This is a genomic window from Rhodococcus sp. WS3, assembly GCF_003797085.1.
GTDB classification, from domain to species: domain Bacteria; phylum Actinomycetota; class Actinomycetes; order Mycobacteriales; family Mycobacteriaceae; genus Rhodococcus_F; species Rhodococcus_F globerula.
The window spans coordinates 1,185,287-1,197,387 of sequence record NZ_RKMA01000002.1 but is presented as its reverse complement, the minus strand read 5'-3'; the positions used below and the strand labels follow the sequence as shown (position 1 = coordinate 1,197,387).

Annotated in this window: 12 protein-coding genes; all 12 read left to right on the top strand. The window is 63.0% G+C overall.

Going from position 1 to position 12,101, the window contains the following annotated elements:
• The first annotated feature begins 105 nt into the window (after positions 1-105).
• The 12 genes from recG to EEB13_RS19490 all read left to right on the top strand — a co-directional run bounded on the left by recG (position 106) and on the right by EEB13_RS19490 (position 12,086).
• Positions 106-2,367, top strand: a complete 2,262-nt coding sequence (gene recG, locus EEB13_RS19545; protein ID WP_033236569.1) for an ATP-dependent DNA helicase RecG — start codon at positions 106-108, stop codon at positions 2,365-2,367.
• 120 nt (positions 2,368-2,487) lie between these two features.
• Entirely contained in the window at positions 2,488-5,892 is a 3,405-nt protein-coding gene (locus EEB13_RS19540; protein WP_045067179.1) for a pyruvate carboxylase, read from the top strand.
• Complete coding sequence (gene rsmD, locus EEB13_RS19535; RefSeq protein WP_033236567.1) at positions 5,889-6,455, top strand: 16S rRNA (guanine(966)-N(2))-methyltransferase RsmD; 567 nt, start codon at positions 5,889-5,891, stop codon at positions 6,453-6,455. Before EEB13_RS19540 ends, rsmD begins: the two co-directional genes overlap by 4 nt.
• Positions 6,452-6,946, top strand: coding sequence for a pantetheine-phosphate adenylyltransferase (coaD, locus tag EEB13_RS19530; RefSeq protein ID WP_033236566.1), 495 nt, complete (start codon positions 6,452-6,454; stop codon positions 6,944-6,946). The genes rsmD and coaD overlap by 4 nt, the downstream gene beginning before the upstream one ends.
• A 135-nt stretch (positions 6,947-7,081) precedes the next feature.
• A complete protein-coding gene (locus EEB13_RS19525; protein WP_033236565.1) occupies positions 7,082-7,843 on the top strand; it encodes a DivIVA domain-containing protein in 762 nt (253 codons plus the stop codon).
• Positions 7,844-7,981: 138 nt separating this feature from the next.
• Positions 7,982-8,542, top strand: a complete 561-nt coding sequence (locus tag EEB13_RS19520; RefSeq protein WP_033236564.1) for a YceD family protein — start codon at positions 7,982-7,984, stop codon at positions 8,540-8,542.
• A 2-nt stretch (positions 8,543-8,544) separates the two neighbouring features.
• Positions 8,545-8,727, top strand: a complete 183-nt coding sequence (rpmF, locus tag EEB13_RS19515; RefSeq protein WP_007729318.1) for a 50S ribosomal protein L32 — start codon at positions 8,545-8,547, stop codon at positions 8,725-8,727.
• Positions 8,728-8,746: 19 nt separating this feature from the next.
• A complete protein-coding gene (gene rnc, locus EEB13_RS19510; RefSeq protein WP_033236563.1) occupies positions 8,747-9,520 on the top strand; it encodes a ribonuclease III in 774 nt (257 codons plus the stop codon).
• A gap of 9 nt (positions 9,521-9,529) precedes the next feature.
• On the top strand, positions 9,530-10,402 hold the full coding sequence (mutM, locus tag EEB13_RS19505; protein ID WP_033236562.1) for a bifunctional DNA-formamidopyrimidine glycosylase/DNA-(apurinic or apyrimidinic site) lyase: 873 nt from the start codon (positions 9,530-9,532) through the stop codon (positions 10,400-10,402).
• A 42-nt stretch (positions 10,403-10,444) separates the two neighbouring features.
• Positions 10,445-10,888 carry an OsmC family protein gene (locus tag EEB13_RS19500; protein ID WP_033236561.1) on the top strand — a complete coding sequence of 148 codons (444 nt, stop codon included), beginning with the start codon at positions 10,445-10,447 and terminating at the stop codon, positions 10,886-10,888.
• Positions 10,888-11,811, top strand: a complete 924-nt coding sequence (locus EEB13_RS19495) for an SMP-30/gluconolactonase/LRE family protein (RefSeq protein ID WP_141486079.1) — start codon at positions 10,888-10,890, stop codon at positions 11,809-11,811. Before EEB13_RS19500 ends, EEB13_RS19495 begins: the two co-directional genes overlap by 1 nt.
• Positions 11,808-12,086 carry an acylphosphatase gene (locus tag EEB13_RS19490; protein ID WP_141486078.1) on the top strand — a complete coding sequence of 93 codons (279 nt, stop codon included), beginning with the start codon at positions 11,808-11,810 and terminating at the stop codon, positions 12,084-12,086. The genes EEB13_RS19495 and EEB13_RS19490 overlap by 4 nt, the downstream gene beginning before the upstream one ends.
• Positions 12,087-12,101 lie beyond the last annotated feature (15 nt).

Genomic DNA, 12,101 nt, shown 5'->3' with positions numbered 1-12,101 from the left:
CGGTCTCCGGGGTGATCGTGTCGGGAGCTTTTGTGTCGGCGGCTACTGATATACGAATAGCTGTGCTTTTCGATCTGCTGCTTTTCGATCTGCGAGGAAACTGACATGGCAACGCTCGCCGACAACTTGGATCGGCTTCTGGGAAAGAAGACCGCGGACGCGTTGGCCGAGGCCTTCGAGATACGCACGGTCGAGGATCTCCTGCGCCACTATCCTCACCGGTACGCGTCGGCCGGTAAGGAACTTGCCGACAAAGAGCCTCCGGAGGGCGAGCACATCACGATCATTGCGCGGGTGGCGTCCGCGAGCGTGGTGAATATGAAGTCCCGGACGGGGCAGATGCTCAAGGTCTCGCTCACGACGGACACACAGACCGTCGACGTCACCTTCTTCAACCCGTACAAGGTGAAGCACGCCATCAAGCCCGGCGTGCGGGCGATGTTCTCGGGCACAGTCAAGTACTTCCGGAACAAGTGGAGTTTGACGCACCCCAGTTATCTGATCCTTCCGGAACCCCGTGCCGGGGAAGAAGATTCGGTGGTTCCTTTGAAAGCCGTCAAAGGGGCCGGCGATCTCGCGGGGCTGGCCCGTGCCAGTTCGGGGCCGGGCGCCGAACTCGACTACTCGATTTTCGAGCGTGAGTTCATCCCGCTGTATCCGGCGACGCGCGAGGTGGAGAGCTGGACGATCATGCGGTGCGTCCGACAGGTTCTCGATCAGCTTGATCCGGTTCCCGAACCACTTCCGGCCGAGACTCTCGCCGAACATCATTTTGTCGGGCTGGACGAGGCACTGAGGACGGTGCACCTGCCCGATACCAAGGACGACATCGAACGTTCCCGCGAGCGATTGCGGTTCGACGAGGCGCTGTCTCTGCAGTTGGTTCTGGCGATGCGACGTCACGACAATTCCGAGCGGGTGGCACCGGCGTGCGTGCCTGTCGCAGGCGGTATCGCCGAGCAGTTCGAGGAGATGTTGCCGTTCACACTGACGGAAGGGCAGCAAGCCGTCGCCGCGGAAATCGCGGCCGATCTCTCGCAGACTCACCCCATGAGCAGACTCCTTCAAGGTGAGGTGGGCTCGGGTAAGACCATCGTGGCGCTTCGGGCGATGCTGCAAGCGGTTGACGCGGGATATCAATGTGCACTACTCGCGCCTACCGAGGTGCTGGCCAATCAGCATGCCCGATCCCTGCGCGCGATGATGGGGCCGCTTGCAACCGGGGGAGAGTTGGGCTCGGCCGAGCACTCCACTCGTATCGCCTTGCTCACCGGTTCACTTCCGGTTGCCGCAAAACGTGCCGCGCTTCTCGACGCGGTGACCGGTGATGCGGGAATTGTCATCGGTACCCACGCGCTCATCCAGGACAGTGTCGAGTTCTTCAACCTCGGCATGGTTGTGGTCGACGAGCAGCACAGGTTCGGTGTGGAGCAACGAGATCACCTCCGCTCGCGTGCTCGCGACGGCCTGAGCCCCCACCTGCTGGTCATGACTGCTACTCCCATTCCGCGCACCATTGCCATGACGGTGCTCGGCGATCTGGAAGTATCCACCCTGCGCGAATTGCCTCGTGGGCGTAGCCCGATCAAGAGCAGCGTTGTGCCGGCAAAGCAGAAGCCCGCCTGGGTGGATCGGGCGTGGGCACGAATTCGCGAGGACGTCGCAGACGGGCGTCAGGCCTACGTCGTGTGCTCCCGGATCGGTGACGGCGAGCCTGCCGCTGGCGAGGACCAGTTCACCGAGGAGAAGCAACCCGAAACGAAGTCGGCAGTCGACGTCTTCGAGGAGTTGTCGAGCGGTCCGCTTTCCGAGCTGCGCGTCGGCCTCCTGCACGGTCGCCTGCCGTCAGATGAGAAAGACGTGGTCATGAGCGCGTTCAACGTCGGCGACATCGATGTGCTCGTCTGCACCACCGTCGTGGAGGTCGGTGTGGACGTGCCGAACGCGACGGTCATGGTGATCGTCGACGCGGAGCGGTTCGGCGTCAGTCAGCTCCATCAGCTGCGTGGCCGTGTCGGCAGAGGAAAGCACCAAGGGCTGTGCATTCTGGTGACGGGCAGCAACCCAGGTGGACCGGCGTACGAGCGGCTCTCTGCCGTTGCCGCCACCAATGACGGTTTCGAACTGGCACAACTCGATCTCGCGACACGACGTGAGGGAGACATCCTCGGAGCGGCCCAATCCGGCACCACGTCCAATCTGCGGCTGCTCTCACTCATCGCGCACGGCGACATTCTCGAATCCGCGCGAGACTTCGCGACCGGAGTTGTCGAACGCGACCCGACGCTCGCCCAGCACCCCGCACTTGCGTCGATGGTGAGCGCCGCTCTTGACTCCGATCGGATCGAATACCTCGAGAAATCGTGAGAAGTATGACGGCAAACTGAATACGAATAGCGGCAGGACCATCGGGTTTGTTTCTCGATTCAGTCTACGATGTGGGACGCCGCGTGCTTGTACACACGGAATTCGCGGTAGTTTTTCCCCATGTTCTCCAAAGTGCTCGTCGCCAACCGCGGCGAAATTGCGATCCGCGCCTTCCGCGCCGCCTACGAACTAGGTGCTGGAACTGTCGCGGTGTTCCCGTACGAGGATCGGAACTCGATCCACCGCCTGAAGTCTGACGAGAGTTATCAGATCGGGGAGAAGGGGCACCCGGTTCGGGCGTACCTGTCGGTGGAGGAGATCGTGGCCGCGGCACAAAATGCCGGCGCTGACGCGATCTACCCCGGTTACGGGTTCCTGTCCGAGAATCCGGATCTGTCGGCTGCGTGTGCGGAGGCGGGCATCAAGTTCGTCGGCCCGTCCGCGGAGATCCTCGAGCTGACCGGTAACAAGGCGCGGGCGATTGCCGCAGCGAAGGCTGCGGGTCTGCCGGTGCTGGCGTCGTCGGAGCCGTCGTCGGATATCGACGAGTTGCTCGCGGCAGCCGAGGACATGACGTTCCCGATCTTCGTGAAAGCCGTCGCCGGTGGTGGTGGCCGCGGTATGCGCCGCGTAGCCGAGCGATCACTGCTCAAGGAATCCATCGAAGCCGCGGCGCGTGAAGCGGAATCCGCCTTCGGTGATCCGACGGTGTTCCTCGAGCAGGCTGTCATCGATCCCCGCCACATCGAAGTCCAGATCCTCGCCGACGAGCACGGCAATGTTATTCACCTGTTCGAGCGCGACTGCTCGTTGCAGCGTCGCCACCAGAAGGTGATCGAACTCGCCCCGGCCCCGAATCTGTCGGAGGAGTTGCGGGCCAAGATCTGCGCCGATGCCGTGGCTTTCGCGAAGCAGATCGGTTACACGTGCGCCGGCACGGTGGAGTTCCTTCTCGACACCCGTGGCAATCACGTCTTCATCGAGATGAATCCGCGAATCCAGGTGGAGCACACGGTCACCGAAGAGGTCACCGATGTCGACCTCGTTCAGTCGCAGCTCCTGATCGCGTCCGGTTCCACCCTCGACGACTTGGGTCTGACGCAGGACTCGATCAAGCTGCGCGGCGCGGCGCTGCAGTGCCGCATCACCACCGAGGACCCCGCCAACGGGTTCCGCCCCGACACGGGCCGGATCACCGCGTACCGCACCCCGGGTGGTGCCGGTATCCGCCTCGATGGCGGCGCAACTCTCGGTGCCGAGGTCGGCGCATACTTCGACTCGATGCTGGTCAAGCTCACCTGCCGTGGACGCGACCTCGAGGCTGCCGTGGCGCGTGCGCGTCGCGCGGTCACGGAGTTCCGTATCCGCGGCGTCTCGACGAATATCCCGTTCCTGCAAGCGGTTCTCGACGATCCGGACTTCAAGGCCGGGCGGGTCACGACCTCGTTCATCGAGGAACGTCCCCATCTGTTGACGCAGCGTTCCTCGGCGGACCGCGGTACCAAGATCCTCACGTACCTCGCCGACGTCACGGTCAACAAGCCGCACGGCGAACGTCCTTCCGCGGTGTACCCGCAGGACAAGCTCCCCAAGATCGATCTCTCGACTCCGCCGCCGGCCGGTAGCCGCCAGCGGTTGCTCGAACTCGGTCCGGAAGGATTCGCGAAGGCGTTGCGTGAGCAGAAGGCTGTTGCGGTCACCGACACCACGTTCCGTGACGCACACCAGTCGCTGTTGGCGACCCGTGTCCGTACCAGCGGCCTGCTCGACGTCGCCGGTCACGTTGCCCGGTTGACGCCGGAGCTGCTCTCCATCGAAGCGTGGGGCGGCGCGACATACGATGTGGGACTTCGCTTCCTGCACGAGGACCCGTGGTACCGGCTCGCCGCACTGCGCGAAGCGATCCCGAACATCAACCTGCAGATGCTGCTGCGTGGCCGAAACACGGTGGGCTACACGCCGTATCCGGAAAAGGTCACCCGCGCCTTCGTGCAGGAAGCCACCGACACCGGTATCGACATTTTCCGAATCTTCGACGCGCTCAACAACGTCGACCAGATGCGGCCGGCCATCGACGCGGTCCGCGAGACCGGTACGGCGCTCGCCGAGGTTGCGCTGAGCTACACCGGTGACCTGTCGGATCCGAACGAAACGCTCTACACCCTCGACTACTACCTGAAGCTGGCCGAGGAAATCGTCAATGCCGGCGCACACGTCCTGGCGATCAAGGACATGGCCGGACTGCTCCGCGCCCCGGCCGCGACCAAGCTCGTGACTGCGTTGCGCTCCAACTTCGATCTGCCGGTGCACGTGCACACGCATGACACCCCCGGTGGACAGTTGGCAACGTACTTCGCCGCCTGGCAGGCGGGCGCCGACGCCGTCGACGGTGCTTCGGCGGCTCTGGCCGGCACCACCAGCCAGCCCGCGCTGTCGGCCATCGTGGCTGCTGCTGCGCACTCGGAGTTCGACACCGGACTGAATCTGCAGAACGTGTGCGACCTCGAGCCGTACTGGGAGGCGCTGCGAAAGGTGTACGCGCCGTTCGAGTCCGGGCTTCCGTCTCCGACCGGGCGCGTCTACACGCACGAGATCCCCGGCGGCCAACTCTCGAACCTGCGCACTCAGGCTGTGGCTCTGGGCCTCGGTGACCGCTTCGAAGAAGTCGAAGCCAAGTACGCCGACGCCGACCGCATGCTCGGGCATCTGGTGAAGGTGACACCGTCGTCGAAGGTTGTCGGCGACCTCGCCCTGCACCTCGTCGGTGCCGGTGTTCCGTCGGAGGAATTTGCCGCCGACCCGGCCAAGTTCGACATCCCCGACTCGGTTGTCGGCTTCCTGCGCGGCGAACTGGGCACCCCGCCCGGCGGCTGGCCGGAACCGTTCCGCAGCAAGGCACTCGAGGGCCGCGGCCCCGCGAAGCCGGAGACGCCGCTCTCCGCTGCCGACGAGGCGCTGCTCGAAGGCTCGTCGAAGGACCGTCAGGGCGCGCTGAACCGTCTGCTGTTCCCCGGCCCGACCAAGGAATTCCTCGAGCACCGCGACAAGTACGGAGACACCTCGCGGCTCTCGGCGAACCAGTTCTTCTACGGCCTGCGCCGCGGCGAAGAACATCGCGTCGAACTCACACCGGGTGTGCAGTTGATCATCGGACTCGAAGCGATCTCCGAACCCGACGAGCGCGGCTACCGCACCGTGATGTGCATTCTCAACGGACAGTTGCGTCCGGTCTCCATCCGGGACCGGTCCATCGCCAGCGATGTGCCCGTGGCGGAGAAGGCCGACAAGAACAACCCAGGTCACGTCGCCGCACCGTTCGCGGGCGTCGTGACGCTCGCGGTGAAGGAAGGCCAGAAGATCGAGGCCGGTGACACCGTCGCCACCATCGAAGCAATGAAGATGGAAGCGGCGATCACCTCACCGCGCGGCGGCATCGTCTCCCGCATCGCGATCAGCGCAGTCCAGCAAGTCGAAGGCGGCGACCTCCTCGTTGTCGTCTCCACCGGGGAGAGCGCCGCAGAGTGACACGCATTATCTCGGGACTCGCAGGCGGTCGCCGCCTGCGAGTCCCGCCGAGCGGAACCCGGCCCACCTCGGACCGGGTCCGCGAGGCGCTTTTCAGTGCGCTCGAAGCGCGTATCGACCTCGACGGCTGTGCTGTCCTCGACCTGTTTGCCGGTTCCGGAGCCCTTGGCCTCGAAGCACTCTCCCGCGGTGCGGAGCACGTGATGCTCGTCGAGTCCGACGCAAAGGCAGCAGCAGTGATCAAGGACAACATCGGTGTTGTCGGGCTACCTGGCGCGGTCCTACGGGCAGCGCCGGTCGCTGCGGTCGTCTCCGGTCCGAGTGCTCGTGAATACGACATCGTCATCGCAGACCCGCCGTACGCGGTGACCGACGACGCGGTGGTGTCCATCCTCCAACACCTTCAGACAAACAAGTGGGTGGGGGAGGGCACGATCGTCGTTCTCGAGCGGTCGTCCCGATCACCGGAGACCGTCTGGCCGCACGGGTTCGAACCCGTCAAGGCGAAGAAGTACGGCGAGGCCAGGATCGAACTCGCAACCTGCTACGGTCTGGACTCATGACTGGCGCCGTTTGCCCCGGATCCTTCGACCCTGTGACCAATGGTCACCTCGACGTAATCGGAAGAGTTGCTGCGCAATTCGACGAGGTCGTGGTCACCGTGATGATCAACAAGAACAAGCGCGGAATGTTCACCGTCGACGAGCGTATCGAGATGCTCGAAGACGCGACGAGCCACCTGCCCAACGTTCGAGTGACGTCATGGCACGGGCTTCTGGTCGACTACGCGAAGCAAGAGGGCATCACCGCGATCGTCAAGGGTCTGCGCGGCGCCAACGACTTCGACTACGAACTGCAGATGGCGCAGATGAACAAGAAGCTCAGCGGTGTCGACACGTTGTTCGTCGCAACGAACCCCACCTACAGCTACCTGTCCAGCTCACTGGTCAAGGAAGTTGCCACCTTCGGTGGTGATGTCGCTGACATGTTGCCCGCAAAAGTGCATGCCCGATTGCTCGACCGCATCGCTGAACGGGCAGCCGAAAACAGCTGATACCCGACACACCGCCCCCAGACGCACCTGGTGGGCCGATCTTCCGGCAAACTTGTCGACAAGGAACGGGCGCAGATCCAGGTGGATCGGTGACGATGTGGGCCGATAGTTGGCCGGTGAAGATTGGGGTTGCTTGTGTACCGGGTATTCGAGGCGCTTGACGAACTGGTCGCGATTGTCGAAGAGGCACGAGGCGTTCCGATGACTGCCGGGTGCGTCGTCCCACGCGGCGACGTGCTCGAACTGCTCGACGACGTCCGTGACGCTATTCCGAGTGAGCTGGACGACGCCCAGGACGTCCTCGACCATCGTGACAAGTTGGTCTCGGACGCGCGTTCCACGGCGGACAAAACCGTCAGCAGTGCCAACGCGGAAGCAACGTCGACGGTCGAGAATGCCCGCGACGACGCCGATCGCATCCTGTCCGACGCCAAGGCTCAGGCGGACCGCATGGTCGCCGAGGCCAGCGCTCACGCCGATCAGTTGGTCGCCGATGCCGAGGCTGAAGCCGAGCGCACGGTCACCGACGGTCGACGCGAGTACGACGCCGTCACTGCTCGCGCGCGCGACGAGTCCGATCGCATGATCGAAGCAGGCAAGGCGTCGTACGACCGCTCGGTTTCCGACGGAGCCGAGGAGCAGGCACGTCTGGTTTCCCAGACCGAGGTCGTCCAGACCGCGCGCGCCGAGTCGGCTCGGGTGATCGACGCCGCGCACGCGGAATCCGATCGGATGCGCTCGGAGTGTGATCTGTACGTCGACACCAAACTTGCCGAGTTCGAGGAGTTCCTCAACGGGACGGTTCGATCGGTCGGGCGCGGTCGTCAGCAGTTGCGGACGGGTTCGGGTGTGCCCGACTACCTCGACGACGATCGCCGCCAGGAGCGTCGCCGATAGGGTCCTTCACCGGATTGGGCCTGCTGTGCACTGTCGGGTATTGTGGGGTGGTTGCCCATCCAGTTTCAACAGTTAGGTGAGTTCTCTTTGTCAACGCATCGTCGTCATTCATCGCATCAGTCCACTGATGCGGGATTCTTGCTGGACACCGTCAAGTTAGGTCGGCGTCCAGGGTCGATGCGCACTGTCGAGAGAACGATCCAGTCGCCGAATCGCATCGGTCTCGATCTCATCGCGATCGAAGCAGGTTCGGACATAGATCTCGATCTTCGTATGGAAGCGGTATCCGAGGGCGTTCTCGTCACCGGTACCGTGCACGCACCCACTACGGGTGAGTGCTCGCGGTGTCTCGAGCCGTTCACGAGCGTTGTGGACGTCTATCTCACGGAGTTGTTCGCTTACCCGGACAGCGTCACCGAGGAGACAACCGAAGAGGGCGAGGTCTACCAGGTCGAAGACGAAGAAATCGATCTGGAACCGGTCATCGTCGATGCAGTCGGACTGGCGCTTCCGCTCCAGCCTTTGTGCAGTGACGATTGCCTGGGATTGTGCTCAGAATGTGGCATTCGCCTGGCGATTGCGGAATCTGGGCATGGGCATGACATACTTGATCCTCGCTGGGCTGGTCTCGCGGCCAAATTTGGCGTGGAATCAAACACCAGTGAAAATCTTGTGATCACCGAAGCCGAGGAGAAGTAGAAGTGGCTGTCCCCAAGCGCAAAATGTCGCGATCCAACACGCGGTCGCGTCGTAGCCAGTGGAAGACCACTGTGCCCACCCTCGTTACCTGCCCCAACCGTGGCTGTGGCGAGCAGACCTTGCCCCACATCGCGTGCCCGTCCTGCGGTACGTACAAGGGCCGCCAGGTAACCGCTGCTGTCTAGTTCTCCACGGAGAAAGACTATGACGAGCGACAATACAGTTTCAGCCGTTGGCGGCGAGGGCAATCACGACACGCTCCTCGCCGCTATCGGCGTCGATATAGAGCCTGGCCTCTTGACGCTGGCTCTCACCCACCGCTCGTATGCATACGAGAACGGTGGACTGCCGACAAACGAGCGCCTCGAGTTCCTCGGGGATTCCGTTCTCGGTCTCACTGTTACCGAAAATCTTTACCTGTCACACCCGGCCAAGTCCGAAGGTGACCTCGCCAAGATTCGTGCGAGCGTAGTCAACATGCACGCTCTGGCCGAGGTTGCGCGGACTTTGGGTGAAGGTGGACTCGGAGCGCATCTGCTTCTGGGCAAGGGCGAGGAAATGACGGGTGGCCGTGACAAGCCGTCCATCCTCGCCGACGGTATGGAATCCATTCTTGGCGCCATCCACTTGCAGCACGGAATCGATACCGCGCGCCGTGTGGTCCTCGACCTGTTCGACGATCTTCTGACCCGTGCTCCGCTTCTGGGTGCCGGTTTGGACTGGAAGACGAGTCTGCAGGAGTTGACCGCAGAACACAGTGCCGGTGTTCCCGTGTACGAGATCACGGCTACCGGCCCCGATCACGACAAGGAATTCACCGCCACTGTGCTTATCAGCGGCAATCCCTTGGGTGTCGGTGTCGGTCGGTCCAAGAAGGAAGCCGAGCAGAAGGCAGCAAGTACGGCATGGAAAGCGATGTCGGAGAAGGCTTCCGAGGGCGCTGCTGTAGCCGATGCTCCTGTCGATCTTGCCGGCTGAGTTCTTCTCTTGCCTGAACTTCCCGAAGTCGAAGTCGTTCGCCGCGGCCTACAGTCTCACGCTGTAGGTGCGGCGATCGAGGCTGTCGAAGTTCTCCATCCCCGCGCTATTCGCCGCCACGTTCTCGGGTCCGACGACCTGATCGGGCAGTTGACCGGACAGACCATCGCCTCGGCCGAGCGCCGCGGCAAATACCTGTGGCTGGTTCTGGAACCGGCTGGTGTCGGTGTAGTGGTTCACCTCGGGATGAGCGGTCAGATGCTCGTTCAGCCGCCCACTGTGGACTGGGAAAAGCACCTTCGTATCCGACTGGCTCTCGATTCCGGAGCCGATCTTCGGTTTGTCGATCAGCGCACCTTCGGTGGCTGGTCGATTTCGCCGTTGGTCGAGGTGGACGGGACCCTGCTGCCGGAGTCAGTGGCGCACATCGCGCGTGACCCGATGGACGAGGCTTTCGATCTCGAATCGGTGGTGAGCGTTCTGCGCGGCAAGCACACCGAAATCAAACGTGCACTGCTCGATCAAACCGTCGTCTCCGGTATCGGAAACATCTATGCCGACGAATCATTGTGGCGGGCAAAGGTTCACGGCAACAGAATCGCCGAAACCCTGACAAAGCCCAAGCTGCGTGAGCTCGTGACGGCGGCCCGCAGTGTCATGGGTGAGGCGCTCGAGCAGGGCGGCACGTCCTTCGACGCGTTGTACGTCAACGTGAACGGCGAATCCGGCTACTTCGATCGCTCACTCTCGGCGTACGGGCAGGAAAATTTGCCGTGCCCGCGGTGTGGTGCGCCCATTCGGCGTGAGAAGTTCATGAATCGATCGTCGTTCAGTTGCCCGCGCTGCCAACCGGCACCCAGGTCGCGGCGAAACGTAGCGTAGGTCGTCGCACTCGCCACTGCAGAAGGGTGGCAAGATTGCGGCATGGCTGAACAGATCGCTGACAACGCACCGGCACACACCGAACTCTGGGTCGAACGTACCGGCACCCGCCTCTACACCGGCAAGAGTTCGCGGGGCGCCGAAGTCCTCATCGGATCGGAATCGGTACCGGGTGTTTTCACACCGGGGGAACTTCTCAAGATCGCTTTGGCAGCCTGCTCGGGAATGAGTTCGGACTTCCCGATTTCGCGCCGTCTCGGTGACAACTACGACGCGACCATTCGAGTGTCGGGAACCGCGGATCGTGAGAACGAGGTGTACCCGCAACTGGACGAGGTTCTCGAACTCGACCTCAGTGAACTCGACGCCGACGCCCAACAGCGGTTGATCACGCTGATCGAACGATCCGTCGACAAGGTCTGCACTGTGGGGCGCACCCTCAAAGCCGGCACCAAGGTCACGTTGACCATCGACACGGACGCCTGATGCTCCGCGCCGGCAGTGTTGCCGCTGCGCTGGTACTGGGTTGTGCTGTAGCAGTGTCCACTCCGGCGGCAGCGGAGTCCACTGGGGCCGGCGACGGTTGTGGTGAGTGGAGGTCGACGCTCGTGACCTCCGGTGCGGGAATGCTCGAAAACCTGGAATTCGACGGGGCCGGGTCGATGGTGTTGTCGCAGTCGGCTCCCGTCGGTCCGGGATCGCTGCTGACTGTTGCGCCGGACGGAAGCCGAAAGACTTTGGTGAGCAACGTGAACGGGCCGGGTGGGCTGGTTGCCCAAGACGGCGCCGTGTACTTCACCACCGGAAACTCTGCAGTCTCAGGACTGTTCGGAATCGCGGACGGCACTCTGGGCAGAGTGAACGTCGCGGACGGGCCGGTGACGACGATTGCCGACGGGTTGGTGATGCCCAACGGCCTTGTGCCGCTGGACGGCAATCGATTCCTGACGACGCGTACATTGACACAACCCGGACTGACCGTGATCGGCAGTGACGGTTCGGCGACGGTGGTGCGCGAGGATCTCGGAACCGTCGACGGGTTGGCTCGATCGGGGCAGAATATTTTTGTGACAACAACATTCGACCTCACCACCGCAATTCACATTCTGAACGCCGACGATCTGGGTGGAACTGTGCGGACTATTGCGTTGCCAGGGTTCGGTCCCGCGAACATGGCCGACGATTTGACCGTCGGACCGGACGGAGCGCTGTACGTGGCGTTCAACGCCGGTGGCAAGGTTGTGCGTGTTGATCCGGAGTGGGGCACCTCGTGTGAGATTGCTTCCGGTTTGCCGTTGACCTCGGCGGTGAAGTTCGGCGCCGGACCGGGGTGGGATCCGAATGCGCTGTACACCACCAGTTTCCTGGGTGACGTGCACAAGCTCGATCGGGTCGGCGGTGTGTCATGAGTGAGCCGGTGCGGTTGACGGCGTGGGTACACGGCTTTGTCCAAGGCGTCGGGTTCCGGTGGTGGACCCGGGCGCGCGCGTTGGAATTGGGATTGGTGGGGTACGCGTCGAATCAGCGCGACGGCCGAGTACTCGTTGTCGCGGAGGGTGATCGGGAGCCGCTCGAAAGGTTGCTGGAGTCGTTGCGCTCGGGCACCACGCCGGGAACTGTCGACCTGGTTGTCGACAGTTGGGACGCCGCGCGGGGAGACCTGTCCGGGTTCGTCGAACGCTGACCGCGATGACGGTAA